This is a genomic window from Gluconobacter albidus (assembly GCF_002723915.1).
Taxonomy (GTDB): domain Bacteria; phylum Pseudomonadota; class Alphaproteobacteria; order Acetobacterales; family Acetobacteraceae; genus Gluconobacter; species Gluconobacter albidus.
Genome location: NZ_BEWL01000007.1, coordinates 150,311 through 174,560, shown reverse-complemented (window position 1 = coordinate 174,560; position 24,250 = coordinate 150,311). Strand labels below are relative to the sequence as shown.

The following is a 24,250-nucleotide window of genomic DNA, read 5'->3' as shown; positions in this document are numbered from 1 at the left end:
GTCGGTATCATCCAGCGGGTGCTGCCTGAAAAAACGCGGATTTATATCCAGAAAGACCGTTTGAAGGAAAATGTTATGACGAATGAGCAGGTGAAACCATTTCATACAACGGAATCCGGCATTCCTGTCTCCAGTGACGAGCATTCCCTGACGGTCGGCGCGGATGGACCGATCCTGTTGCATGATCATTATTTGATCGAACAGATGGCAGCTTTCAATCGCGAGATGATCCCCGACCGTCAGCCCCATGCCAAGGGAAGCGGCGCGTTTGGCCGGTTCGAAGTCACACACGACGTCAGTCGCTATACTTCGGCGAAATTCCTTCAGCCCGGTGCAGTAACCGAAGCTGTGGCGCGGTTCTCCACGGTTGCCGGTGAAGCCGGAAGCCCGGACACATGGCGCGATCCGCGTGGATTTGCGCTGAAATTCTACACGGAGGAAGGCAATTTTGACATGGTCGGCAATAACACGCCGGTCTTCTTCGTGCGTGACCCACTGAAGTTCCAGCATTTTATCCATTCCCAGAAGCGTCGGGTGGATAATGGTCTGCGCGACAATGACATGCAGTGGGATTTCTGGACACTGAGCCCCGAGAGCGCACATCAGGTAACGTGGCTGATGGGCGACCGCGGTATCCCGGCAAGCTGGCGTCACATGGACGGGTTCTCCAGCCATACCTATCTGTGGGTGAATGCGACCGGAGAGCGCTTCTGGGTGAAGTATCACTTCAAGACCGATCAGGGTATCAAGTGCCTGACGCAGGAGCAGGCGGGCCAGCTTGCAGGATCGGACGCCGATTATCATCGGCGCGATCTCCATATGGCGATCAAGCGCGGCGAGCATCCGAGCTGGACGCTCAAGATGCAGATCATGCCGTATGAAGATGCCAAGACCTATCACATCAACCCGTTCGATCTGACCAAGGTCTGGCCTCAGGGCGAATATCCGCTGATCGAAGTCGGCAGGCTGACACTCGACTGCAACCCGACGGATTTTCATTCCCAGATCGAGCAGCTCGCGTTCGAGCCGAACAATTTTGTACCGGGGACAGGACTGTCTCCTGACAAGATGCTGCTGGGACGTTCATTCGCCTATGCTGACGCCCATCGGGCGCGGCTGGGAGTGAATTACAAGCAAATTCCGGTCAACGCCCCGAAATGTCCGGTTCATGGCTACACGAAAGGAGGCGTCATGCGGATGCGTGATGCGCATGATCCTGTCTACGTTCCCAATTCCAAGGGCGGTCCGGTGGCCAACCCGCAGCGCTTTCCGGAAAACGCGGTCTGGGCAGCGGATGGTGACTTCGTGCGGGCGGCCTATACCTTGCGTCAGGACGATAACGATTTCAGTCAGGCCAATGTCTTGGTCAACCGGGTCATGGACGATGCCGCGCGCGATCGGCTGGTGAACAATATTGTCGGGCATGTGTTGCAGGGTGTCGAGGAGCCCGTCCTGTCGCGGGTGTTCGAATACTGGTCGAACGTTGACGCGACTATTGGAGCCCGGGTGAAAGAAGAGGTACTTTCCAAACGATCCGCGCATTAAATCTGATTGATGCGTGTTCCTGCGTCACACATGCGGGCTTGAGAAGCAACCGTGCAGATGTCAGCCTTACGGACATCTGCCCTGACGACTTCAGGGTGTAAAAATCTTCAAGAATAATTTGCGACTTTGGTGCTCGCTGGAAAAGTTCAGCTTTGCCCTGAATTGAGCAGTCGGCTGTTTTTTTCGCCCCGGAAGGGTTTGCTTGCATCGAGAAAGTCTTCATTCGTCCGCATGGTATAGGCGATCACAACCAGATAGGTGATGGCTCGTGTGAGCTCGAGGCGGGTCACCAGGTCGGTTTCCCGGGCATCGAGAACGCGTAGCCGCCGGACCGCAGCCTCTGCAATGCGGGCGGCTTTGTCGTGACGACGGGTGGATTCTTCAACGTAGTGCAGAACCAGCAGGATGGGGCGTCTTGCGCTTTCAGGCAGGTATTCCCGATCCAGCAATGCGCGGAGCCTGATGACATTCAGCCCAAGGGTGAGTGTTGCCAGCGTCCCGAGAATACAGGCCTCGATCAACGGGGCAGGGGTCGGGCCTGCATGACGGATCAGGCGGGCAAAGCGGTCCGTATTGCGTCCGATCCAGACGCTGATGCGTGGCGTAAAGCCCGGGTGGGCCAGATGCTGCAACTCTCCCAGCATGACCCGACGAAGGCGGAGACGTTCGGCGTCGCTGCTGAACGGCAGGACGCTCCGGAAAACGATTACACTGACGGCGACAGCAAGAACGGTCGCCATATTGCCATTATAAAAGGCCAGCTCATTCATGACATGATGGTTTTCCAGACCGAGCATGGCAGGGAGCAGAAGCCCATACGCCGCCGAGCCGCCGGCTGTGGCCGGATTTCCTTTGGCCAGTCCGCCCAGAAACATTGCGGGACCCAGAAAGAGCGTCAGGGTCTCGAAGGTCGTGACCTTAGGCATCAGAACGAAGACCAGAAACCACGCGACAATATAGGCTGCCACGGCGCCTTTTAGGAATTCCGTGGTGCCAAGGACGGGATTTTCCTTCGTGGCGAAAAGCCCGCAGACCAGCGTCGTGATGGCAATGAAGCCAAGGCCGTTCGGCCAGGCCGTTACTTCATAAATATAGGCTGTGATCAGAACCGCGCAGGCACCACGCAGGCCGTTATGCACGGCTTCACGGGTGTCTCGATGGGTTTCGAGCTGGAAATGGAAGTGATCGCCTTTGATGCGATGCGTGCTGGCCTCGTATTCCTTGATGGCCTGTTCCAGATCGCCCAGAAGCTCTCCGAGCGAGACGAAAAGCACGCGCTCGTCCAGTCGGTCATCCAGCATCTCCGGGCTGGCATCGGCCGCGTCAAAGGGCTCATGCCCGGGGATGGGTTCAAGATCGGGGCGAATATCGGTTTCGCGATGCGGTGCAGCATACAGGCGGCAGACATCGCGAAAATGCTGTAAATCCGCCAGGAGGGCAGGGACGGAATTTTGGTCGGGCAGGCGCTTTGGGAACTGCTTCAGAAAAGCGAGGATCTCGTCTGCGGTTCTGGTAAATGCCGGGTGATTATGGTTGAGCACCTGAAGGCGCATGGCCATTCCGAAGCCGCGTGACAAAAGGGCTGAGACAGCGGCGAGGGCAGCGCGCGCATGGTCGCCTTCATGACCGTGTGGCCCCATTTCAACTTCGGCAAATTCGATCTGGTCATTGATGGTGAGGATTGTGCCGAACTGACGGCGGGCTGCGTTCAGTGCGCCGCGTTCTTCGCCCAGAAGGCTGCACAGAGTGGTCGTGACGAGGACAAGTGCCGATTCAAGTTTCTGTCTGAGCTGTGCGCGGGCATGTCGTTCCTGACTCGTGGCAAAAATGAGCCCCATGAAGGCTTCACACAACACGCCGAGCACGATGTATGTGCCGCGCGACATCGCGACCATAAAGATATTGTCGGGATTAGAGGCAGCGCCCATGCAGATGATGGAACAGGTATATCCTGCAAGAACAAGGGCATAGGAGCGGAAGTTGCTAACGAATGTCGCAAACCCGCTGCACAGGCCGATCCAGAGTGCGATCATGGGGAAGAACAGCCATGGCGCCTGTGGGGCAATGGCCATGATGGTGATGGCCGCAATACCGCCACTGATAGTGCCGACGATACGCCATTTGGCCTTGGACTGACTTTCGCCGCGGCTGGTTTGCGCGACGGCCCAGACGGTCATGGCGGCCCAGGCCGGGTCGTCCAGTTCCATCCAGAACGCAATTCCGATCGCCAGACAGGCTGCAATGGTGTTGCGCAGTGCAAACGTGACGGATGAAGGGCTGGGCGCATACAGCCACGAGAGAAAAGGACGCGCCCGCGGCCGCAGAGGTGCCGGCCGTGTGGTCGTATTATCCGGAGTCGGTTGTCCCGAGGAGATGGTGCTGCCACTCATTGCGAGGGTTTCTTAGCCCTAACGGCATTATCCGGCGAGGGCTGAAATTGCCATTCTGAGATCGGTTACGAATTTTGTATATTCGCGTGTCTTCGACTCCTCATCTGGCAGGCGGAGCAGATAAGACGGATGGACGGTTACCAGACCAATACTTCCGTCCTCCAGAGGAATATGTCTTGAGCGTTCGCGCGACACTGTCACCGGACGTCCAAGAACAGCACTGGCGGCTGTAACGCCCAGCATGACCGTAACTCCGGGAGCCAGAACCCGGCGTTCTGCGGCGAGCCACGGCGCGCAGGCAGTCACGTCGGATGCATCCGGTTTCTGATGAATGCGGCGGTTTCCTCTGGGAATAAATTTGAAATGCTTGACGGCATTGGTGATCCACGTGTCGGCACGATGGCCACCAGCTTCGCGCAGGGCACGATCGAACATTTGTCCTGCTGGTCCGACGAAGGGGCGTCCCTGAAGGTCTTCCTGATCTCCGGGCTGTTCGCCAACGAAGATGATGCGGGCCTTGGGGTTGCCTTCTCCGGAAACGGTCCGTGTCGCTGGCCCGCACAGTTCACACATCCGGCAGTCGATCGCCCTGGCGCGGAGGCTGGCGAGTGAAGGAGAAGACGCAATATCTTCGGAGGCAGGATGCAGGCGCACCGGCGCAATTCCGTTCCACCAGGCATTGCTGCTGCCAGCGGTCGCGAAACTGCGTGCGGACTCGACAAGCCCGGACGAGGGCAGATCATCACCTGTAAAGCCCGGTCCGAAGTGAGGATGCCGACCGTCCCAGTAAAGCGTTCGTTCAGGCGCCATCACGATCCACGGTGTGGGGCGCAGATTTGACAATGCCTCTGTCTGACTGTCGATCAGTGCAGCGGTATGAGACGTGCGAATGATCTGACATTCCGGGGTGCGGGCATCTGGCATCTGACAGCGCAGGTCGAGCGCTTTTTCCTGACTTCCCCGTGCGAGCCCTTGCAGGCGCTGAGTCAGCTCATCAGGTAATGGCATGCCGTCACGTAAAGTCTCGAGTGTGAGATACAGAAGATGCAGCCTGTCAGGGGCTTCAGATACGAAGACAGCCGGAAACAGCGCAGCAAGCGCGCGTGGGAGGCTGGTCGTCGAGGGGGCCGCAGGAAGGTCCCGCATGGCAGAGGGGGCATAGAGGGACGGTGGGGCTTTTATGATCCATTGTATTGAATCGGCCGGAACCCTGTCATGGAGCAGTTTGCGCGCCCATGCACGCCAGCCGGAAAAATCACTTGTTGTTGAAAGCGTGACAGTTTCTCGGGTCATGTCGTCGTTCCAGTTGTAAGGCTCAACACAGGAGACTTTTGTAGGCGCATACGGCTATTTTTGTTTGCGGGTTATTTTGATATGGTGATAATCAAGGTTAGGAACAGGAATACGTCAAATATTTCCATGCCGCATTTACCTGACCCTTTGCAGGCGTTAAGGGACTGAAAAATCATTCGAACGGATAGGATGAGATATTATGTCTGAAAATACTTCCAATACAGGCCTTCTGGAACTTACAGCCAGAATCGTTGCTGCCCAGGCATCCCGCGGATCGCTCGAAGCGGAAGCGCTGCCAACCCTGATCCGGCAGGTGTATGACGCATTGTCAAAGGCTGGAGTTCCTGAAGAAGCGCCGCAGCCTGAGCGCCCGCAGCCGGCAGTGCCCGTCAAACGCTCTGTTTTCCCCGACTACATCATCTGTCTCGAAGACGGCAAAAAGCTGAAGATGCTCAAGCGCCATCTTCAGAGCGCCTATGATATGACGCCGGAACAGTATCGCGAACGCTGGGGTCTGCCCGCGGACTATCCTCTGGTGGCTCCGAACTACGCACAGCGCCGTTCTGCCCGGGCACGTGAAATCGGTCTGGGACGGAAGATCAGTGCGGCAACCGGCGATGGCAAGAAAGAGGCCGCTCGTGGACGTCGTGCCAAGAAAGAAGACTGATCTTTTTTGACCGTGTCCGGAAAGCAGGAGCAGAATTCCCGTCATGAGTGCTGAACTGAATCTTTTCCTGACCAATCAGGTGAAGCATCGTCAATTACTGTTCTGGCGGATCGGAGCGCTCATTGCCTTTTTCGGCGCGGTCGTCATTTCCATGATGGGTCATCGTGGTTCTGTCGGCCCGAATTTCAGCCACAAACCGCATATCGTCCGTCTTGCCATCAACGGTGTCGTCCAGAACGATGTGACGCAGATCGTCCGTGCCCTGAAACAGGCTCAGGGCGCACCCGATGTGACCGGACTGCTTCTGGTTGTGGACAGTCCGGGTGGAGGCGTAACAGGCGGTGAAAGGCTTCATGACGCGGTCAAGCGCTTTGCCGCAGTCAAGCCGGTATCTGTTTCGATGGGAGATATGGGGGCATCTGCGGCCTATATGCTCTCCGTGCCGGCGCAGCATATTGTTGCCTTGCCTTCAACACTGACCGGGTCGATCGGTGTTATTTTCCAGCGTCCTGATGTCTCGGCTGGTCTGGGGCGTCTGGGCATTGGCGTGGATGCGATTACATCCGGCGCCATGAAAGACCAGACAGATCCGACCAGCGCCCTGACTCCCGAAGGGCGTCAGATGCTTCAGGGCATTGTTAATGATCTGTTCGCTCAGTTCGTTTCGATGGTTGCGGATGGCCGTCATCTGACGGAAGAAAAAGTCCGCAGTATGGCGGACGGACGTGCCTATACGGGACGGCAGGCCATCTCTCTGGGACTTGTCGACGAGCTTGGAGATGAAGATGCGGCCCGGCTGTGGCTCAGAAAGCGGCTGAATATCGGGACGTCCTCCTACCCTGTGGTGCCGCTGATTCCTGAACGCTCGAAGCGCTGGTATCAGTGGCCGGGGAAAAAGGCGCTGCTGACAGGGTTGCTCGGGCGAAGTTTCTCCAGTGCTCTTGACCGCGAGGGCCTTGACGGAGCCGTTGCGATTTTGCAACTCTGATGACCTGTTTCAGAAGGCGGAGTCAGGTGGAACAACTGTCATGACTCGATCCGAACTTATCGCCGAACTGGCGGAAGCTTATCCGCACCTTCTCACCCGCGATATAGAACGCATCGTTCACGCGGTCTTTGACGAAATCGGCTCCGCACTGGCTCGTGGAGATCGTGTGGAGCTGCGCGGATTTGGGGCATTTCTTCCCCGTGAACGGGCCGCCCGGACAGGGCGGAATCCCCGGACAGGCGATATCGTGCCTGTTGAGGAAAAGAGCGTTCCATTCTTCAAGGTTGGCAAGGAACTCCGGGAGCGTGTCAACCAGCGCCTGTCCTCACCTAAATCCAGAAACTAATCCCATTGTGTCCAGGCGGCATCAGGTGCCTTGCAAGGTGATGTCTGGAGCCGGTCAAGGCTGGTTTGGCAGAGGGCTTCCGCGGTATGATGAGGCCATGAAGCCTTTTCCGCATTTTCTGGTGGTATCTGTCTGGGTCGTGGGTTTGTCTCTTGGGGCTTCGTTTCTGACCCCCTCGGCGGCATGGGCTCATGGCTTGGTGAAGCCTGTCGGGAAATCCATGTCCCACCATAGGGAAAAGACCCGTGCATCGCAGGCGGCTGTCTGTTACCGAATGGCTTCCGGCGTTATTGTACTCGAACAGATGCCCAACAACGCACGCCGCCTTGGGCGGGGCGGCGGATTTGCGCCAATTGGGGAAGCAGTTTTCCGATCCAGCAATCGGCCTCATGCCTGTACCCCGACCCATGGTCGCAGAGGATAGGAGGCACAAAAGCCTCTTGGTTTTTTCCCCTTATTCCTGGCCTTTGAGATTGCTGATTTCGGAAAGAAGGAAATCGCGGAATACTGCGATCCGCTTTGAAGTCCGCAGTTCTTCCGGATAGACGAAATACGCCTCAACCAGAGGAACCTGCTGGTTCGGCAGAATCCTCACAAGGTCGGGATAGCCTGTTGCGGCATAAAGGGGCAGGGAGCCGATGCCGGTTCCGGCCGCAATGGCATTCGCGACGGCCGAGATGTTGTTGATCGCCAGACGACGGCTGCCCTGCCGCGCAACGCCTTCCTGACGCAGAAGATCAAGCAGCCAGTTCACATTCGGTAAAGGCAGATGCCAGCCCGCAAAGCTGATGATCTGGTGGTTGGCGAGATCTTCGAGCGTCTGCGGGGTGCCGTGGCGCTCAAGATAGGCGGCGCTGGCATAGATCGGCATGGGAAAGTTGGCGAGATGACGCTGCACCAGATCGGGCTGTGTGGGCGGGTGCAGTCTGATGGCGACATCCGCTTCACGCATGCCCAGATCCAGATCCGCATCTTCGAGCAGAAGTGTGACCTCGATGTCGGGATGCAGTTCCAGAAAGCGGTTCAGACGTGGAGAAAGCCATGACAGGCCAAAGCCCGTTGTCGTGGTAATCTTGATCTTTCCAGCTGCCCGTTCCTTGCTCTCGCTCAGGAAAGCCTGGGTCAGAGCCAGTTTGGAGAAGACTTCGCGGACCGTACGGTTCAGGACATCACCCTGTTCCGTCAGAATCAGTCCACGCGCGTGCCGATGGAACAACGGCACGCGCAGGACGTCTTCAAGCGCAGAAATCTGACGGGAAACCGCCGACTGGCTCAGTCCCAGCCGGTCACCGGCATGGGTAAAGGAACCGGCTTCAGCGACGGCATGAAAAATCCGCAGCTTGTCCCAGTCCATCTGGTTTTCTCCCCGTTCGCCAAGGCGACGGTCCTCGTCCTTTTTACCCATATGTCCCGGCGTTATCCGTCAAGATATGTCGTTGAATGGACGAAACTGTCTGAAGCACGCGCGAGGGTCAAGTTTTTGTCATGGCAGGTATGCCAGAAAGATATCGTTCGGCTTCCAGAGCGGCCATGCAGCCCGTTCCGGCCGCGGTGACAGCCTGTCGGAAAATGCGATCCTGAATGTCGCCGGCTGCAAACACGCCTTTGACGGATGTTTCGGTTCCGCTGCTTTCGGTCAGGATATATCCGTCGCTGTCACAGGCGACTTCGTGCAGGAAAGGACCCGTGTTCGGCGTGTGACCGATGGCCACAAAAACTCCATCGACATCCAGCCGCGAAAGCGCGCCCGTCTGGGTGTCCTTCAGTACAATCCCGCAGACCACTTCCGGTTCGCCCGAGCCAAGAACCTCCTCGACAGCCTGATTCCAGTGAACTTCGATTTTCGGGTTGGAAAACAGGCGTTCCTGGAGGATGCGCTCGGCGCGCAGGCTGTCCCGGCGATGGATCAGATGCACTTTGTCCGCGTGATGCGTCAGATACAGCGCCTCCTCGACCGCCGTGTTGCCGCCACCGATCACAGCCACCGTCTTGCCGCGATAGAAGAAGCCATCACAGGTCGCACAGGCAGAGACACCGCCGCGCTGCAGGCGCTTTTCCGATTCGAGACCGAGCCACCTGGCCTGCGCGCCCGTCGCGATCACGACAGTGCGGGCCCGGAATTCGTCTCCCGAATCTCCGGTCAGCCGGAAGTATCCGTCCGGCCCCGGACCTTTTTTCAGGTCAGCCTGAACGATCAGGTCATAGATCAGGCGCGTTCCGACATGTTCGGCCTGAGCGCGCATCTGTTCCATCAGCCAGGGCCCCTGCACAGGAGTCGCAAAGCCAGGATAGTTTTCCACATCCGTCGTGATGGTCAGCTGGCCACCGGGCTGCATTCCGGTCACGAGAATCGGCTTAAGACTTGCGCGGGCCGCGTAGATTGCCGCCGTGTAGCCAGCAGGGCCAGCGCCCACAACCAGCAGATCCGTATGATGGATTTCGGGCATGATTGGTCCTCAAATGATATCAGGCCCCTTCATATAGGGACTTCGGACGCATGTGCCATCTTTGCGGATCATGTCGGCTGACATATACGTCAGATTGAAATGAACGCTTCTCCGCACTCCGCACCGATTGAACTGGATGCCATCGACCGGCAGATCATCGCCGAACTCCAGGCCGATGGACGCATGACCAATGTGGAACTCGCCCGCCGCACCGGGATTTCCGCGCCTCCCTGCCTGAGGCGGGTCCGCCGGCTCGAGGAGCTGGGAATCGTCAAGGGGTATCATGCCGAAGTCGATGCCGCCCTGCTGGGGTGGTCCCTGAATTTCTATGCCCTGATCGGCCTTGATAGCCAGAAGGGGAGTGTCCTTGAGGCCTTCGAAGCCCAGGTCGGCGCATGGTCCGAAACGCGCGAATGTCACATGATCCGGGGCGGCGGCGATTTTCTCGTGCGTCTGGTCGCCCGTGACGCCGCCCATCAGAATGCCCTGACACGCCTGCTGACGGACAGCCCGCATGTCGTCCGTGTCCAGACCCTCCAGACCATCCATACGAGCCGTGATCTTGCCGGCGTGCCGATCTGACCGGCTGAACCCATGACTGCTTCCCGGTTGCTGTCTCTTCCGGCCGAACTGAGCGTCATCGTTCCCTGCTACAACGAGGTTTCCAATGTGGCACCGATGGTTGCCGCACTGGAAGGCGCGCTTGAGGGGAGGGCATGGGAAGTTATTTTTGTTGATGATAACTCACCGGATGGCACCGCGTCCGAAGTTGTCCGTCTTGCACGTCTGGACCCTCGGGTCCGGGTGTTGCGACGGGTTGGGCGCCGTGGGCTCTCTTCTGCTGTCATCGAAGGCATCCTTTCGTCCAGTGCACCCTGGGTGGCGGTCATGGACGGGGATCTGCAACACGATGAATCCGTTCTGCGAACCATGCTTGCTGAATTGCAGGGTGGCGCCGAGCTTGTGGTGGCAAGCCGACATGTGGATGGTGGCGATAGTGGAGGGCTGGCCGGACGCTGGAGGCATATGCTCTCCGATACCGGGATCCGGGCTGCACAGGCCGTCATGCCGCACCCGCTGAGCGATCCGATGAGCGGCTTCTTCGCCATGCGACGGGATCTTTTTGAATCCTTGTTGCCACGCCTCTCCGGGACCGGGTTCAAGATCCTGCTCGATCTGGTGATGTCTGCTCCCAGAACTGTCCGGATCGTCGAAGTGCCGTTCGTGTTTCGCCCCCGGCTGGCGGGCGAGAGCAAGCTTGATGTCATGGTCCTGATCCAGTTTGCGACCATGGTGCTCGACAAGCTGGCCCATGGCTGGCTGCCCACACGCTTCATGGCCTTTGCGCTGGTCGGTCTTATGGGCGTGGTCGTGAATGTGAGCGTCATGAATTTTGCGGGGGCGTGTGGCCTGAGCTTTTCCTGGGCACAGCTCGCCGGAACCGCGGCTGCCATTCTGACGAATTTTCTGCTCAACAATCGCTTCACCTACCATGATCGCCGCCTCAAAGGGCAGAAACTCTGGAGGGGGCTGGCCATCTTCGTCGCAGTCTGTTCGCTGGGGGCGGTCGCCAATATCGGCATTGCCCGCATGATGCTGGACAGCGCGGGTCATGGTCACTGGGACCGCTCGTCTGCTGCGGGAGCTGTCGTTGGTGTGGTCTGGAATTACGCGGTGTCCTCCACACTTGTCTGGCGCTGAAACCGTGAGTGAAAATATGCGGAATATCCGGCTGTTCTGGGGGCTTCTTGCGGGACTGACGATCATCCGTCTGTGTCTTGCCGCCAGCGTTCCGCTGACGCCGGACGAGGCGTATTACTGGGTCTGGTCGCGCAATCTTCAGCCCGGCTATCTGGACCATCCGTTCATGGTGGCCCTGTGGATCCGTATCGGAACGTGGGTCGCCGGGGATACGACAGTGGGAGTCCGTCTGCTGGGCCCCCTGTCTGTCCTGCCGGGAAGCTGGGCGCTGTATCAGGCGGCCCGGCGGCTTCTCCCCGGCTGTCCGTGGCCACAATCGGGACTTAGTGCCGCGCTTTTGCTGAATGCCACCCTGATGCTCGGACTGGGTGCCGCGACGATGACGCCCGATACGCCACTGCTGTTCTTCATTACGCTGTTTCTCTACACACTCAGCCGCGCGATTGATCCGGAGCTGACATCGCGCGCGGCTCTTCCGTGGTGGATTGGCTCGGGCCTTTTGTTGGGTCTGGCTTTTGATTCAAAATATACCGCTGTCCTGATCGGTCTGGGGTTGGGGGGGGCGGTCCTGACGACGAAGCGCCTGCGTCAGCAGCCCGGTCCCTGGCTGGCTCTTCCGGGACTGTGTCTGGCGACGTCCCCTGTCATCGTGTGGAATGCGATGCATCAATGGGCCAGTTTTCTCAGGCAGGGCGGACGGACAGGAGACTGGCATCCGGCGCGGGCGCTCCAGTTTTTGGGGGAACTGTTGGGCGGGCAGATCGGGCTTGCCACGCCGCTGGTTTTCATTCTGTTTGCGGCCGGACTTTGGGCCTGTCTCAAGCGTAACAGGCTTCTGGCGTGGCTGGCTCTGGTGCCGACGGTCGTGTTCGTGACCCATGCTTTCGGGGATCGCGTACAGCCCAACTGGCCTGCCGTCATCTATCCGGTTCTTGCCCTCGCAGCACTGGAAGCCGGATGGCGCATCCGCTGGGCTGTAACCAGCGGACTGGTCATCACCATGATTGTTTGCATCCAGGCAATGTTTTCGCCGCTTCATCTCGTCCCGCATCGTGACCCTGTGCTGCGCCTTACGGGAGGATGGGATGAGTTTTCCCGTAAGGTTGCGATGCAGGCAAAAGCGCAGGGCGCGACGGCTCTGGCCGCGGAGGATTACGGTCTGGCATCCCGTCTGGCATTCACGCAGAATATTCTTCCCGTTACCGGAACGGATCAGCGCTGGCATCTTTTCCACCTTCCTGCGGTAAAGGCGGCCAAAACGGTCATGGTTGAAGAGCAGAGGCATGGTGTGGAGGCGCAGGAGGCCGCAACATTCTGCCGTAAAGTCCGGGGGCAGGCCATCCGCTGTTATATTGTACACGGGCCGGATTTTGTCGCTGGCGTGCAGCTTCCGGGGCGTTCTTAAACCTCTCCTTAAGAACTCGCCTGTCATACTGAGGCCACTCAGGAGGCGGGATGTCCAACCAGAACGGCAAAGAAGCACGAAAGATCATCATCAAACGTTTTGACGTTGTTGAAGGTGGTCATCACGGCGGGGCCTGGAAGATCGCCTACGCCGATTTCGTAACGGCCATGATGGCGTTCTTTCTGGTTATGTGGCTCATCAACGCCACGACGGAAGAGCAGCGGAAGGGTATCGCCAACTTCTTCAATCCGATGGCCGTCTGGAAAGACATGCCTCCTCCCGTCGATAATGTTCTGCCTGCGGCTCCTGAGCCCGTCTCCCTGGAAACAAAGGCCGTGGCCCTGAAACCGGGCAAAGACCAGTACGGAAAACCGGTTCAGGGAGGCGCTTCGGGCGCACAGACGGCCAGGGACCAGAACGCTTCCAGCGCTCATACGGCCCAGATCGTCGTTCTGCATGACAGTCAGATCCAGCCCGGAGAACCGCCTGTTACGTCCTCTCCTCCGAGCCCGGATCAGAAGGCCGAACAGGCTGCCAGAGTGGCTGCGGCCCAGAAAATTCAGGCTCTGATCGGCACAACGCCGGAACTCGCCGACGTCCGCTCGCAGGTTTCGGTTACGGCGGGTGATGACGGTCTTCATATCCAGATTGCAGATTCCGAACATCAGCCGATGTTCGCCCTCGGCAAGTCTTCTCCTGATGCCCATGCGGTTCAGTTGATCAAGGCAATCGTGCCCTATCTCGAGAAACTGCACGGCAAGCTGTCCATCGCCGGTTACACGGACGCCGCGCCTTATCGTCCCGGACAGATGAGCAACTGGAGCCTGTCGAGTGCAAGGGCAGTCGCCGTGCGGGATCTGGTGGTTCAGAACGGCTTTCCGGATGGACGCCTGAAATCCGTCAGCGGATATGCCGACCGGAACCTGTTTGACCCCACTCAGCCTCTCAATCCCCGGAACCGTCGCATCGTGCTGGTGCTGTCGCCCGATATTTCTCAATAAATTCAGGTCAGTCAGGAAGTTTTCGGATGTTCATCATTATCGGTCTGGTTGTTGTTCTGGGCTGTGTTTTCGGATCGTTCGTAGCATCCGGCGGGGCCATTGGCCCTCTCGTCTCCTCAATGCCTTTCGAGCTTCTGACCATTCTGGGGGCTGCTGTCGGAACCTTTCTGATGGCCAACTCCATAGCCGCCGTGAAGCACCTGCCGGGTGGCCTGAAGAAGGCCATGAAGGGCTCGCAGTATGTCCGGTCAGACTATGTCGACCTTCTGAGTCTGCTTTTCCATATTTCGAAACTGGCCTCTTCCAAGGGGTTCATGGCGCTTGAATCCCATATCGAAGATCCACAGGGCAGCACGGTTTTTGGCGCTTTTCCAAAAATCCGGGACAATTCCCATGTCTGTTCGTTCATCTGTGACTATCTGCGTATGGCAGGCATGAATGCCACCGATCCGTATCAGATGGATGAGGTGATGGGGAATGAACTCAAAAAAAACATGCGGGAGGAAATGCACCTCTCCCACGCACTCCAGTCTATCGCTGATGCGCTGCCGGCACTTGGGATCGTGGCGGCGGTTCTTGGCGTGATCAAGACAATGGCCTCCATCAGCAAGCCTCCAATCATTCTGGGTGAAATGATTGCGGGCGCTCTGGTCGGAACATTCCTTGGTATTCTTCTGGCCTACGGAATTGTCGCGCCGATTGCCAGCCGACTGGGGGGCGTGGTGGAGGAAGAATCCTCTTATCTCGATCTCGTGCGATCCGTGATTGTGGCGCATCTTCAGGGGAATGCCCCTCAGGTTAGTGTCGAAATCGGTCGTAAAAGCATTCCCTCCGATCTGATGCCGAGCTTTCAGGAAGTAGAGGAAGCTGTCAGCGCAGCAGCTGTGGCCTGATTGTCCGGATGTCTTTACGATGCCGATATTGTCGGTATCGTAAAGGCGTTCCATGTCTCCTGTTCTTGCGAGAGTACTCTGTCTGTCTCTCTCCATCCTGCCGCTGGCAGCGTATGCGGGTCCATCTTCTCTTCCATCGCCTGCCGAGCTGAGTCAGACGGACGGTGCCACGGCGCTGAAATGGGTGAGGGCACAGAACGCCCACACAGAAGCGACGCTCACTTCTGATCCCCGCTACAAGCCTCTCTACCAGAAAATTCTGACGGCCCAGCAATCTCCGGCACGTCTTGCGCTCCCTACACAGCAGGGCGGGGAAATCTGGAACTTCTGGCAGGATGATCGTCATACACGCGGGATATGGCGCAGCACTTCGACATCCTCCTTCCAGTCCGGCCATCCGGAATGGAAGATGCGTTTCGACCTTGATGCGCTGGCACAGAATGAGCATGCCAACTGGGTCATGGAGGGTCTGGACTGTCTCAGCCCGCAGGACCGGTTCTGTCTCATGTCGCTGTCAGAGGCGGGAGAAGATGCTCATGTGGTCCGGGAATACGACACACAGGCAGATACTTTTGTTAAAGACGGCTTTGATCTTCCTTCCGGAAAGCAGACGGCCATCTGGGTTGACGCCAATACACTTCTGGTCTCGCGAGACTGGGGGGCAGGCAACGCCGGGCTGACGCGTTCGGGCTATCCCTATTCGGTTCGGCTTTTGCATCGTGGGCAGAAACTGGCCCAGGCTGTCGAAGTCTATCGTGGTCAGATCACGGATATGGATGTGGCGCCAGAGCGCCTGCGTGATGAAAAGGGCCGTGAACTTTTCCTGATCAGCCGTCATCGGGATTTCTTCCACACGGAAGTCAGTCTGTTCAATCCTGCAACGCAGACGCTGACCCGGCTGCCTCTGCCGGAAAAATATGACAGCCTGTCCTATCTGGATGGCCAACTGGTTCTGCATCTGTTGCAGGACTGGACACTGGCCGGTCAGACATTTCATGCAGACAGTATTGTTGCGCTCGACCTGAAAAATCCTGCGGCTCCCCGGACCATCCTCTCGCCGACATCCCGTCAGACGATCGGGGATGGCATGGGGGACGCCCTTGCCGTGACAAAAGATGGTCTGGTGGTTGTTGTGTACGACAACGTCCAGCCTGTCCTGAAGCTCTATCGTCATGGCGCGAGCGGAGCATGGACGTCGCGGTCGATTTCCTTACCTGGGAATATGGCGGCTGAAATCGTTTCGTCAGATCCCGGACTGTCGCAGGCCTATCTCCAGCTTGAAGGCTTCATTCAGGCGCCACAGATCTGGAGCCTGAATACGACGGCCCAGACCGCTCAGCCTCTGTATCGCCAGCCCAATCTGTTCGATGCATCCAATCTGGCTGTCGAGCAGATGTCGGCCACCAGCGCGGATGGTACGGCCATTCCTTATTTCATTGTGCATGCCAAAGACTGGCGGAAGGATGGCGCCCGTCCGACGTTGATGACGGCTTATGGTGGGTTCGGGCTGTCCTATCTGCCGGTCTATCATCCCGATCTCGGGATTACATGGTTTGACCGGGGTGGCGTTTACGTCATGGCCAATATCCGTGGTGGCGGAGAATTCGGACCCGCATGGCATGATGTCGCGCGTCGGGAAGGGAGGCAGAAAGCCTATGACGATTTTGCGGCCGTTGCCCGGGATCTGACGGCACGCCATATCACATCGCCACGGCATCTGGGGCTGCGGGGACGGTCCAATGGCGGTCTGCTGGCGGGTGTGGAGTTCACCCAGCATCCGGAGCTGTGGAATGCTGCCATTATCGGCGTGCCGCTTCTGGACATGATGAATTACGAGCAGATGGCGGCAGGAGCGTCCTGGGCCGCCGAGTATGGCAGCGTCTCGGAGCCGGGGCCGCGCGCGTTCTGGGAGAAGATGTCGCCTTTGCAGAACCTGAAGGCGGGCGTGTCCTATCCGGAGCCGTTTATTTTCACCTCAACGCGTGATGACCGGGTCGGTCCGATCCATGCGCGTCGCTTCGCGGCCCGGCTGGAAAGCCTGAAACAACCCTTCCTGTATTATGAGGATGTGGAAGGCGGCCATGCCGGTACGGTCAATGCGGCCGAGGTCGCGCATGAGCGGGCTCTGGAAGCCATCTATCTCAGCCATCGACTGATGGACGCGCAGTAAGCCGTACTCATCCCCTGTCCGCAGATGGCGGGCAGGGGAGTAGGAAGCCTTTGGGCATAAAAAAAGCCGCACTTCCGAAGGAGGCGGCTTTTTTTTCCGTTCGGAGGACGGGAAAGCTTAGAAGCCTTCACGCTCCAGACGCTTACGCTCCATCTTGCGGGCGCGACGAACAGCTTCAGCTGCTTCGCGGGCGCGCTTTTCGGAGGGCTTTTCGAAGTGGCGACGCAGCTTCATTTCACGAAACACGCCTTCGCGCTGCATCTTCTTCTTGAGCGCCTTAAGCGCCTGGTCAACATTGTTGTCACGAACGAGAACCTGCACGGTGCCGTCAACTCCTTATGGGCCCGCTCTTCAGCGCCACCCGTGATATGGCAATCCAACTAAGGATGGTGCCCTTAACACATCTTTTGCGGGGAACGCAATTCATTCGGCCATGCTTGAATGGATTCTTCGCAAAGCGCACTCTGCGGCGTGCATTTGCGTTCCCTAGGATGCACAGCCCGTCGGAAGGAAGATGATTTCATGGCCCTGCTCAAGATTGCCCGGATGGGCAACCCCGTCCTGCATCAGGTGGCACAGGCCGTTTCTGACCCGAAAGCCCCGGAAATCCAGTCTCTCATCGCAGACATGATGGAAACGATGGCAGATGCGCGCGGGGCAGGACTGGCAGCGCCTCAGGTTCATCAGCCGCTGCGGATGTTCGTCTATCACGTTCCTGCAAGCCGTGTGGCGAATCCCGAGGAGGCATTGCTGCCCCGCGTTCTCATCAACCCCGAAATTGTGCCTCTTGGGGAAGAGATGATGATCTGCACCGAAGGGTGCCTGTCGATTCCGGGGCTGCGGGCGGACGTGCCGCGTTATGCAGCGGTGCGCTATTCCGGGCTGGATCAGGACGGGGTGCTCGTCGAAGGCGAGGCGACGGGGTTTCATGCCAATGTCCTGCAACATGAAAACGACCATCTGGACGGCATTCTCTATCCGCAGCGGATTACCGACTTCGATCGCTTTGGATATGTGGAGGAAGCTCTCCGGTGACAGCCAGGTCCATGGACATTCCATCATCTGCGACGGCGCATCTTTATCTGCGGGAAGACCGTATCCGGCAGTCCTATGAGGCCATGATGCTGGCCTGGCGGACCCTGAATGCCGACTGCGAAATTCTTCTGCGCGAGAGAGGGCTAGGGCCGGCGCATCACCGCATTCTTTTTCTGACAGCCGCGCATCCGGGAATTACCCCGGGCGCGCTTCTGAACAGCCTCGGCATCACCAAACAGTCTCTTGGCCGCGCTCTGGGGGATCTTCGGGAGCGCAGGCTGCTTGTGCAGGAAGAAGACCGTCACGACCGCCGCAAACGTCCCCTGCGCCTGACGGAAACCGGGGAAGCCCTTGAACGCGAGCTTTTCCTTATGATCCGCGAAGTCATGACCAAAGCCTATCGTGAAGCAGGCATGACGGCCGTGGAAGGGTTTCGCCGTGTCCTCACGCCCCTGCAGGCACCAGTCGGAAATCCTGTCCCATGAGTGACGAGCATATTCTGGTCGTTGATGATGATCCGCGCCTTCTGCGGCTTCTCCAGCGTTATCTGTCCGAGAATGGCTATCGTGTGAGTACGGCCCTTGATGCTCTGGCGGCCCGCGACGTCCTGCAACGGATTCAGCCCGATGCACTCGTTCTCGACGTGACCATGCCGGGCGAGGACGGTCTGTCCCTGACCAACAGCCTGCGCAGGGATGGTCTGTCGCTTCCGATTCTGCTTCTGACGGCACGGGGAGAGCCTGCGGATCGGATCGGTGGTCTTGAAGCCGGTGCGGACGATTATCTGGGCAAGCCATTCGAACCGCGTGAGCTTCTGCTGCGTCTGCGGGCCCATCTTCGACGTGTGGTGCCCTCATTGCCAGTGGTGGACGAAGTTCCCGACATCCTGCGGCTGGGAGAGCTGGAATTCGATGTCAAACGCGGGCTCCTTAGTGGCCCTCAGGGAGCCGTGCATCTGACGGGAGGAGAATCCGCACTCTTGGGCGTTCTCACCAGCCAGCCCGGAACGGTTCTCTCGCGTGAAGCCATCGCCAGGGCGCTGGAGATGGACGAGATCGGCGAACGTGCCGTCGACGTTCAGGTCACGCGCCTGCGGCGGCGGATCGAGGTGGACCCCAAGGAACCCCGTTTCCTTCATACCGTGCGGGGCAAGGGCTATGTTCTCAAACCGGGACGCTGACCCGGCGCTCGAGCGGGACGATGCCTGGCAGAAGCTGGACCGTCCGTTAAGGCGTATCCTGCCGCGCTCCCTCATGGGGCGGTCGATGCTGATTGTGCTTATTCCCCTGCTGGTCACGCAGGCGATTGCGCTGGGCCTGTTTTACGGGACCTATCTGAACGTCGTCTCCCGCCGTCTGTCAGATGGCGTGACGGGGGAAATTTCGCTTGTCATTGCCATGATCGAGCACACTTCTTCCGGCGCGGAACGGGCGCTCATCCTTCAGGACGCGTCCTCACGGACCCAGCTGGGCTTTTCGTTCCATCCTGCCGAAACGCTCTCCCGGCACGGGACGAATCATGTTCTGGGTCCGATGGATGACGATTTCGCCCGTTCCATCCAGCAGACTCTCGGCAGCTCCTATGATGTGGACTGGTCTGGAGCGCCCCAGACCGTGCGCGCCTCGATCCAGTTGCCGCAGGGCGTGATGGTGGTCATGGTCCCGGCCAAACGCCTGAATATCGGGCCGATCTGGCTTTTCGTCGTCTGGGCTGTCAGCAGTTCCATTTTGCTGTTCCTGATCGCCGGGCTGTTCATGCGCAATCAGGTGCGCGCCATCCGTCGTCTGGGGCATGCTGCCGAACTGTTCGGGATGGGGCGGGATCAGGGACCGATCCGCCCTCAGGGCGCGCGGGAGGTACGGCAGGCCGCCGTTGCGTTCAATCGCATGCAGGCGCGGGTGAACCGCTTTGTGGCGCAACGTACGGCTGTTCTGGCCGGGGTCTCGCACGATCTGCGGACGCCCCTGACACGACTGCGTCTGACGGTTGCCATGATCCCCGCCTTCGGCCCGATCCGTGCCGAAAGCCTCAAGCCAGATCTGGCGGATATGGTCACGGATATCGAGGACATGGAGCGCCTGATCGGCAGCTATCTGTCATTTGCGCGTGGAGAGGGGGCGGAAGATCCCGTCCTGACAGATCTGAGGGGGATGCTTGAGGATGTTGCGGCTGCCACGCTGCGGGCGGGCGGGCATGTGCTGGGGGTCGAAGGCCGGGAGGGCGTGGAAGCTGTGGTCCGGCCTGATGCCCTGCGACGCGTTCTGACAAATTTGGCAGAAAATGCCCGCCGTCATGGAGGGGCGATGCGGTTTTCCCTGCGTGAAGGGACGCGGAATATCGAAATCGCTGTGGAGGATAACGGACCGGGCCTGTCGGCCAGCCGTCGTGCCGCCATTTCGGAACTCAATGGCACGAGTGGCAGCCAAGATGGACAAAGCGGGGGTCTGAGGCTGACGATCGTACGGGACATCATTCATGCCCATGGCGGGTCCATCCGCCTGATGGATAGCCCGCTGGGAGGTCTGGGCGTTCTGCTCAGCCTCCCGAAATAATCAGGCTTTCAGAAACTTAGGGCAGCGAGTTGCCGGCGCCGCCATTGCCGGTGCCCTGACCGCCCATCGGTCCGGTGCTTCCGCCGAACTGGCTGCTCATGCCGCTCATCGGGTTGTAGCGGCCGACATTGCCCAGCAGTTCCTGCAGGATGGACGAACTGGTGCCTGGCGTTGGTGTCTTCGCGCCCACCATGCCGACATACATCGCATTCTTCTTGTTGAGTGTGTCCACCTTGCGCAGGACGCCCCCATTATCGAAATTCAGGACAACAACCTCCTGTTTCTTGACGCTCGGGAAGGTCAGCGGCGTAGGCGACGTGATCATCGAGACGTAGATCCAGGTATTGTCGTCGAAGGTCGCATGCGCCGTCGGCGATCCCAGCAGATCGAGCACGTCCGTGCGTGTGCTCGTTCCGGGCACGAGCTGGGCATAATCGGTCTTTTCGATCAGGGAGCCACGCGGCTCGGGAATCGGGGAAAAGAACGAGCATCCGCCGAGCAGCAGCGGAACGCATGCCACTCCGGCCTGTGCGAAACGGCGAAGGAAGCGTGTTCTGCTTTGGGGCGTCGGGGAAGATGCGTTATTCATGGATCCGGAAACTATCCTGTGCAAGAGAACCGCTTCACTGAGCGCGTGCCCGAATGGCGCCTGCATGTCAACGATTTCCCCCATATTCCGGGGGCTGGAGTGTCTGAATGTCCCATTCTCCTGAATTTTCCCGACGCATCCCTTTCAACCGGCTGGGATCGGGGCTGGGCGAGACGATCGAGGCCTCACCTGCCGAGCGTGCGGCCCTTGCAGCCCGTCTGGGACTCCCCGAAATCGAAGCGCTGACCTGTCGCTTTCGTCTGACGCCCGCAGACAACCGGAGCGTTCTGGCAGAAGGCCACCTTGCGGCGAAAGTCACGCAGACCTGCGTCATCACGTCCGAACCTTTCAAGGATGTTCTGGCCGAGACTTTTTTCCTGCGGTTCATCCCCCTAGAGGACATGCCCGAGGACGAATTCGACATTGATTCCATTGATCTGGATGGTCCTGACGACGTTCCGCATGATGGAAAGGCCCTTGATATCGGTGAAGCCACAGCGGAACAGCTTGCCCTGATGCTGGACCCTTATCCGCGCAAACCCGGCGTCGGTCTGGAAAATGCGGTTGACGTGGCGCCCGCAGAAGGGGAAGAAGGGGCTGAGTTGTCTGGCGAAGGGCCGGATGGTCCGCGCCGTCCCAATCCGTTTTCAGCACTTTCCGCGCTGAAAAGCGGGGACAGGAAAGAATAAAATCCGACGTCTGACTTGCGGGTTTCCTCAGGCTCTGCTAGAGCCGCCCGCCTGAACTCGACGTAAATACGAGACGACGAACAACAGGGCACCGGATGCCGCGGGGAGCGGAGCAGGGGTGCCGACACAGAAGCAGAAAGAGGCATAAAAGCCATGGCCGTCCCTAAAAGAAAGACTACGCCGTCCCGTCGTGGCATGCGTCGCAGCCACGATGCCCTGACCGTCGAGGCTCACGCAGAGTGCTCGAACTGTGGCGAACTGAAGCGTCCGCATCACGTTTGCAGCCACTGCGGTCACTATGACGGCCGTGAAGTGGTCGCTGCTGGAAACAGCGGCAAGGGCCTGAAGACCGCCGTCCGCGCCTGATCCCTACCTGCGGGTCCGCCATCTCTCAGGAGTACGGCCCCGCATCTGTGATGCTGTCCGGGAAACTGTCTCAATGACCAAAGCGCCTGTCACGCCCGAACGTGACATCGCGGCCTCCGGGCCTTATGCCCTCGCCGTCGATGCAATGGGTGGTGACAGGGCCCCGGATATCGTCCTTGCCGGACTTGATCTGGCTGCCGACCGGCACCCGAAGGCCCGTATTCTCCTGATCGGAGATGAAACCCTTCTCAGGGCCGCGCTGGCCAAACATCCCAAAGCTGCAGGCCTGTGTGATATCCGTCACTCAGAAGCCAGTATCCCCATGGATATGAAGCCGACGTCCGCTTTGCGCGTTCGGGGCTCTTCCATGCGCATGGCTATGGAAGCGGTCGCCGCAGGTGAAGCTCGCGGTGTTGTTTCTGCAGGCAACAGCGGTGCCATGCTGGCTCTTGCGAAAATCATCGTCAAAGCCCTGCCGGGGATTTCCCGGCCTGCCATGGCCGCGGTTCAGCCGTCGGCCCGTGGTGATGTCGTGATGCTTGATCTGGGTGCGAACATTGCCTGCGATGCGCGCAATCTGGTCGAATTTGCGATTATGGGCGAAGCTTTCGCTCAGGCCGCGCTCGGTCTTCCGTCTCCGACCATCGGCCTTCTGAATGTCGGTTCAGAGGAGTTGAAGGGAGACGATCGGCTGCGGCAGGCTTCTGAACGTCTGAGAGAAAGCCCTCTGGCGCCACAGTTTCATGGCTTTGTCGAAGGACATGACATTACAGCCGGAACAACCGACGTGATCGTGACGGACGGTTTTACCGGCAATATTGCGCTGAAAACCGGCGAAGGTGCACTGAAACTTGCCTTCGGACTCCTGCGGCGCGTTTTTGAAACCAATCTGCTGACCCGCCTTGGATATCTTCTGGTCAAACCGGGACTGGAGCGGATGCGGGAATGGATTGACCCGCGTCGCTACAATGGGGCCCTGTTTGTCGGTCTGAACGGAATTGTCGTAAAATCACATGGTGGAGCGGACGGTGAAAGCTTTGCCGCAGCCGTAGATGTTGCCATGGATGCCGTCACGCACCACCTGAACGACAAGATCCGTGATCGTCTGGAGCAGCTTGGGATGGGAACGTCCGAGCCAACTGAGACCGTATCCACCAGGGCTGTTCCCGAACCTGTGAGCTGAAAAATTATGTCCGATCCCATTCGTGTCCGCCTGACGGGTGTTGGGGGCTATCTGCCGCGCGACGTCGTGACCAATGACGACCTTGCCCTGAAATATGGCATCGAGACTTCGGACGAATGGATCAGGACCCGAACCGGCATTGCCCAGCGGCATATCGCTTCCGGTGACGAAACCACGGCCAGCATGGCTGCCAAGGCTGCCCGGCAGGCTCTGGACTACGCAGGCGTCGATGCTTCCGAGGTCGATGCGGTTCTGGTCGCCACGGCTACTCCGGATCAGGTTTTCCCCGCCATGGCAGTGCAGGTTCAGGCTCTCCTGGGCATGACGACAGGTTTTGGCTTCGACCTCAGCGCCGCGTGCTCGGGTTTTGTCTATGCTCTGGCGACGGCCCGGGCGTTGATGCAGGCTGGTCAGACGAAAAAGATTCTTGTCATCGGAAGTGAGGTTTTCTCGCGCTTGTTGGACTGGACGGACCGCTCCACCTGCGTCCTTTTCGGGGATGGTGCGGGCGCGGTACTGCTGGAAGCCAGCAGTGAGGGCGAGGAGGGTATCCTCTCCACCCATCTGCACTCCGATGGCCGGACGGGCGATATTCTTTATGTGGACGGTGCTGCGGGATGTGCATCAGCAACGCAGCAGTTGCGGATGCAGGGACGCGAGGTGTTCCGCCACGCCGTGGTCAAGCTCTCGCAGGCCGTGGATGAGGCGCTGGCGGCCAATGGTCTGACCGGTCAGGATATCCAGTGGATGGTGCCGCATCAGGCCAATCTGCGGATTATCGAGGGTATGGCGAAGAAGCTGGCACTGCCGTCGGATCGGGTCGTGGTGACGGTGGACCGTCATGCCAACACCTCTGCGGCGTCCATTCCGCTGGCTCTGAATGAGGCTGTGCGGGACGGCCGGATTCGCAAGGGAGATCTGGTCCTGATGGAGGCGCTGGGTGGCGGACTGACATGGGGGTCCGCTCTCGTCCGGATGTAGGCCCGCGCC

The 24,250-nt window shown here is 59.0% G+C and carries 24 protein-coding genes; 18 read left to right on the top strand and 6 right to left on the bottom strand.

All coding sequences use genetic code 11. The features are described from left to right. Positions 1-75 precede the first annotated feature (75 nt). Positions 76-1,545 (top strand): catalase, encoded by a 1,470-nt coding sequence (locus tag GAL01_RS10040; RefSeq protein ID WP_062027245.1) that lies wholly within the window; start codon positions 76-78, stop codon positions 1,543-1,545. Positions 1,546-1,691: 146 nt separating this feature from the next. Here GAL01_RS10040 and GAL01_RS10035 read toward each other — a convergent pair whose 3' ends face one another. Then, positions 1,692-3,935 (bottom strand): FUSC family protein, encoded by a 2,244-nt coding sequence (locus tag GAL01_RS10035; protein WP_062027240.1) that lies wholly within the window; start codon positions 3,933-3,935, stop codon positions 1,692-1,694. A 27-nt stretch (positions 3,936-3,962) separates the two neighbouring features. Then, positions 3,963-5,228: a UdgX family uracil-DNA binding protein gene (locus GAL01_RS10030; RefSeq protein ID WP_062027238.1), complete on the bottom strand. Its 1,266-nt coding sequence runs from the start codon at positions 5,226-5,228 to the stop codon at positions 3,963-3,965. 199 nt (positions 5,229-5,427) lie between these two features. Here GAL01_RS10030 and GAL01_RS10025 point away from each other — a divergent pair, with 199 nt between their 5' ends. From GAL01_RS10025 to GAL01_RS10015, 3 genes are read left to right on the top strand one after another with little or no spacing between them, the layout of a single operon-like run. Next, a complete protein-coding gene (locus GAL01_RS10025; protein ID WP_062027236.1) occupies positions 5,428-5,895 on the top strand; it encodes a MucR family transcriptional regulator in 468 nt (155 codons plus the stop codon). Positions 5,896-5,938: 43 nt separating this feature from the next. After that, complete coding sequence (gene sppA, locus GAL01_RS10020) at positions 5,939-6,883, top strand: signal peptide peptidase SppA (protein ID WP_062027235.1); 945 nt, start codon at positions 5,939-5,941, stop codon at positions 6,881-6,883. Between the two features lie 40 nt (positions 6,884-6,923). After that, positions 6,924-7,229 carry an integration host factor subunit beta gene (locus GAL01_RS10015; RefSeq protein WP_062027234.1) on the top strand — a complete coding sequence of 102 codons (306 nt, stop codon included), beginning with the start codon at positions 6,924-6,926 and terminating at the stop codon, positions 7,227-7,229. Between the two features lie 454 nt (positions 7,230-7,683). Here GAL01_RS10015 and GAL01_RS10005 read toward each other — a convergent pair whose 3' ends face one another. After that, positions 7,684-8,583: a LysR family transcriptional regulator gene (locus tag GAL01_RS10005; protein WP_062027243.1), complete on the bottom strand. Its 900-nt coding sequence runs from the start codon at positions 8,581-8,583 to the stop codon at positions 7,684-7,686. A 118-nt stretch (positions 8,584-8,701) separates the two neighbouring features. Next, complete coding sequence (trxB, locus tag GAL01_RS10000) at positions 8,702-9,676, bottom strand: thioredoxin-disulfide reductase (protein WP_099253225.1); 975 nt, start codon at positions 9,674-9,676, stop codon at positions 8,702-8,704. 99 nt (positions 9,677-9,775) lie between these two features. On the opposite strand from trxB, the gene GAL01_RS09995 reads away from it, so the two are divergent. The 6 genes from GAL01_RS09995 to GAL01_RS09970 are packed head-to-tail and all read left to right on the top strand — an operon-like array spanning position 9,776 to position 16,846. After that, entirely contained in the window at positions 9,776-10,258 is a 483-nt protein-coding gene (locus GAL01_RS09995) for an Lrp/AsnC family transcriptional regulator (protein ID WP_062027293.1), read from the top strand. 12 nt (positions 10,259-10,270) lie between these two features. Continuing rightward, positions 10,271-11,377: a glycosyltransferase gene (locus GAL01_RS09990; RefSeq protein WP_062027291.1), complete on the top strand. Its 1,107-nt coding sequence runs from the start codon at positions 10,271-10,273 to the stop codon at positions 11,375-11,377. A 4-nt stretch (positions 11,378-11,381) separates the two neighbouring features. After that, the gene (locus GAL01_RS09985) at positions 11,382-12,782 is read left to right on the top strand and encodes an ArnT family glycosyltransferase (RefSeq protein WP_231865206.1); all 1,401 of its coding nucleotides are present in this window, start codon (positions 11,382-11,384) and stop codon (positions 12,780-12,782) included. A 50-nt stretch (positions 12,783-12,832) separates the two neighbouring features. Then, entirely contained in the window at positions 12,833-13,783 is a 951-nt protein-coding gene (locus GAL01_RS09980; RefSeq protein WP_062027289.1) for a flagellar motor protein MotB, read from the top strand. Positions 13,784-13,809: 26 nt separating this feature from the next. Further along, entirely contained in the window at positions 13,810-14,676 is an 867-nt protein-coding gene (gene motA / locus GAL01_RS09975; RefSeq protein WP_062027286.1) for a flagellar motor stator protein MotA, read from the top strand. 52 nt (positions 14,677-14,728) lie between these two features. Then, complete coding sequence (locus GAL01_RS09970; RefSeq protein WP_062027285.1) at positions 14,729-16,846, top strand: prolyl oligopeptidase family serine peptidase; 2,118 nt, start codon at positions 14,729-14,731, stop codon at positions 16,844-16,846. Positions 16,847-16,963: 117 nt separating this feature from the next. On the opposite strand, the gene rpsU is transcribed toward GAL01_RS09970, so the two are convergent. Further along, a complete protein-coding gene (gene rpsU / locus GAL01_RS09965; protein WP_011251722.1) occupies positions 16,964-17,167 on the bottom strand; it encodes a 30S ribosomal protein S21 in 204 nt (67 codons plus the stop codon). Positions 17,168-17,368: 201 nt separating this feature from the next. Between rpsU and def the strand changes: the two genes are divergently transcribed. From def to GAL01_RS09945, 4 genes are read left to right on the top strand one after another with little or no spacing between them, the layout of a single operon-like run. Next, positions 17,369-17,881 (top strand): peptide deformylase, encoded by a 513-nt coding sequence (gene def, locus GAL01_RS09960; RefSeq protein WP_062027283.1) that lies wholly within the window; start codon positions 17,369-17,371, stop codon positions 17,879-17,881. After that, positions 17,878-18,366, top strand: coding sequence for a MarR family winged helix-turn-helix transcriptional regulator (locus tag GAL01_RS09955; protein WP_062027281.1), 489 nt, complete (start codon positions 17,878-17,880; stop codon positions 18,364-18,366). The genes def and GAL01_RS09955 overlap by 4 nt, the downstream gene beginning before the upstream one ends. Next, a complete protein-coding gene (locus GAL01_RS09950) occupies positions 18,363-19,061 on the top strand; it encodes a response regulator (protein ID WP_062027279.1) in 699 nt (232 codons plus the stop codon). The genes GAL01_RS09955 and GAL01_RS09950 overlap by 4 nt, the downstream gene beginning before the upstream one ends. Further along, the gene (locus GAL01_RS09945; RefSeq protein WP_099253223.1) at positions 19,039-20,433 is read left to right on the top strand and encodes an ATP-binding protein; all 1,395 of its coding nucleotides are present in this window, start codon (positions 19,039-19,041) and stop codon (positions 20,431-20,433) included. Before GAL01_RS09950 ends, GAL01_RS09945 begins: the two co-directional genes overlap by 23 nt. A 16-nt stretch (positions 20,434-20,449) precedes the next feature. Here the strand turns inward: GAL01_RS09945 and GAL01_RS09940 are convergent, their stop codons facing one another. Further along, positions 20,450-21,022, bottom strand: coding sequence for an outer membrane protein assembly factor BamE (locus GAL01_RS09940; protein ID WP_062109799.1), 573 nt, complete (start codon positions 21,020-21,022; stop codon positions 20,450-20,452). Between the two features lie 107 nt (positions 21,023-21,129). Between GAL01_RS09940 and GAL01_RS09935 the strand changes: the two genes are divergently transcribed. The 4 genes from GAL01_RS09935 to GAL01_RS09920 all read left to right on the top strand — a co-directional run bounded on the left by GAL01_RS09935 (position 21,130) and on the right by GAL01_RS09920 (position 24,241). Beyond that, positions 21,130-21,711: a DUF177 domain-containing protein gene (locus GAL01_RS09935; protein ID WP_062026924.1), complete on the top strand. Its 582-nt coding sequence runs from the start codon at positions 21,130-21,132 to the stop codon at positions 21,709-21,711. A 153-nt stretch (positions 21,712-21,864) separates the two neighbouring features. Continuing rightward, positions 21,865-22,077 carry a 50S ribosomal protein L32 gene (rpmF, locus tag GAL01_RS09930; RefSeq protein WP_062026921.1) on the top strand — a complete coding sequence of 71 codons (213 nt, stop codon included), beginning with the start codon at positions 21,865-21,867 and terminating at the stop codon, positions 22,075-22,077. A 73-nt stretch (positions 22,078-22,150) separates the two neighbouring features. Further along, positions 22,151-23,260, top strand: a complete 1,110-nt coding sequence (plsX, locus tag GAL01_RS09925) for a phosphate acyltransferase PlsX (protein WP_077803001.1) — start codon at positions 22,151-22,153, stop codon at positions 23,258-23,260. A gap of 6 nt (positions 23,261-23,266) precedes the next feature. After that, positions 23,267-24,241 (top strand): beta-ketoacyl-ACP synthase III, encoded by a 975-nt coding sequence (locus GAL01_RS09920; protein ID WP_062029631.1) that lies wholly within the window; start codon positions 23,267-23,269, stop codon positions 24,239-24,241. Positions 24,242-24,250 lie beyond the last annotated feature (9 nt).

What these genes read in the sequence shown, in the direction of transcription:
- GAL01_RS09920 (WP_062029631.1), top strand. Translation starts at nt 23,267, where the DNA reads ATGTCCGATCCCATTCGTGTCCGCCTGACGGGTGTTGGGGGCTATCTG.
- motA (WP_062027286.1), top strand. Translation starts at nt 13,810, where the DNA reads ATGTTCATCATTATCGGTCTGGTTGTTGTTCTGGGCTGTGTTTTCGGA.
- GAL01_RS10025 (WP_062027236.1), top strand. Translation starts at nt 5,428, where the DNA reads ATGTCTGAAAATACTTCCAATACAGGCCTTCTGGAACTTACAGCCAGA.
- GAL01_RS10030 (WP_062027238.1), bottom strand. Translation starts at nt 5,228, where the DNA reads ATGACCCGAGAAACTGTCACGCTTTCAACAACAAGTGATTTTTCCGGC.
- GAL01_RS10040 (WP_062027245.1), top strand. Translation starts at nt 76, where the DNA reads ATGACGAATGAGCAGGTGAAACCATTTCATACAACGGAATCCGGCATT.
- def (WP_062027283.1), top strand. Translation starts at nt 17,369, where the DNA reads ATGGCCCTGCTCAAGATTGCCCGGATGGGCAACCCCGTCCTGCATCAG.
- GAL01_RS10015 (WP_062027234.1), top strand. Translation starts at nt 6,924, where the DNA reads ATGACTCGATCCGAACTTATCGCCGAACTGGCGGAAGCTTATCCGCAC.
- GAL01_RS09970 (WP_062027285.1), top strand. Translation starts at nt 14,729, where the DNA reads ATGTCTCCTGTTCTTGCGAGAGTACTCTGTCTGTCTCTCTCCATCCTG.
- GAL01_RS10035 (WP_062027240.1), bottom strand. Translation starts at nt 3,935, where the DNA reads ATGAGTGGCAGCACCATCTCCTCGGGACAACCGACTCCGGATAATACG.
- trxB (WP_099253225.1), bottom strand. Translation starts at nt 9,676, where the DNA reads ATGCCCGAAATCCATCATACGGATCTGCTGGTTGTGGGCGCTGGCCCT.
- plsX (WP_077803001.1), top strand. Translation starts at nt 22,151, where the DNA reads ATGACCAAAGCGCCTGTCACGCCCGAACGTGACATCGCGGCCTCCGGG.
- GAL01_RS09950 (WP_062027279.1), top strand. Translation starts at nt 18,363, where the DNA reads ATGAGTGACGAGCATATTCTGGTCGTTGATGATGATCCGCGCCTTCTG.
- GAL01_RS09940 (WP_062109799.1), bottom strand. Translation starts at nt 21,022, where the DNA reads ATGAATAACGCATCTTCCCCGACGCCCCAAAGCAGAACACGCTTCCTT.
- GAL01_RS09980 (WP_062027289.1), top strand. Translation starts at nt 12,833, where the DNA reads ATGTCCAACCAGAACGGCAAAGAAGCACGAAAGATCATCATCAAACGT.
- rpmF (WP_062026921.1), top strand. Translation starts at nt 21,865, where the DNA reads ATGGCCGTCCCTAAAAGAAAGACTACGCCGTCCCGTCGTGGCATGCGT.
- GAL01_RS10005 (WP_062027243.1), bottom strand. Translation starts at nt 8,583, where the DNA reads ATGGACTGGGACAAGCTGCGGATTTTTCATGCCGTCGCTGAAGCCGGT.
- GAL01_RS09945 (WP_099253223.1), top strand. Translation starts at nt 19,039, where the DNA reads ATGTTCTCAAACCGGGACGCTGACCCGGCGCTCGAGCGGGACGATGCC.
- sppA (WP_062027235.1), top strand. Translation starts at nt 5,939, where the DNA reads ATGAGTGCTGAACTGAATCTTTTCCTGACCAATCAGGTGAAGCATCGT.
- GAL01_RS09990 (WP_062027291.1), top strand. Translation starts at nt 10,271, where the DNA reads ATGACTGCTTCCCGGTTGCTGTCTCTTCCGGCCGAACTGAGCGTCATC.
- GAL01_RS09995 (WP_062027293.1), top strand. Translation starts at nt 9,776, where the DNA reads ATGAACGCTTCTCCGCACTCCGCACCGATTGAACTGGATGCCATCGAC.
- GAL01_RS09935 (WP_062026924.1), top strand. Translation starts at nt 21,130, where the DNA reads ATGTCCCATTCTCCTGAATTTTCCCGACGCATCCCTTTCAACCGGCTG.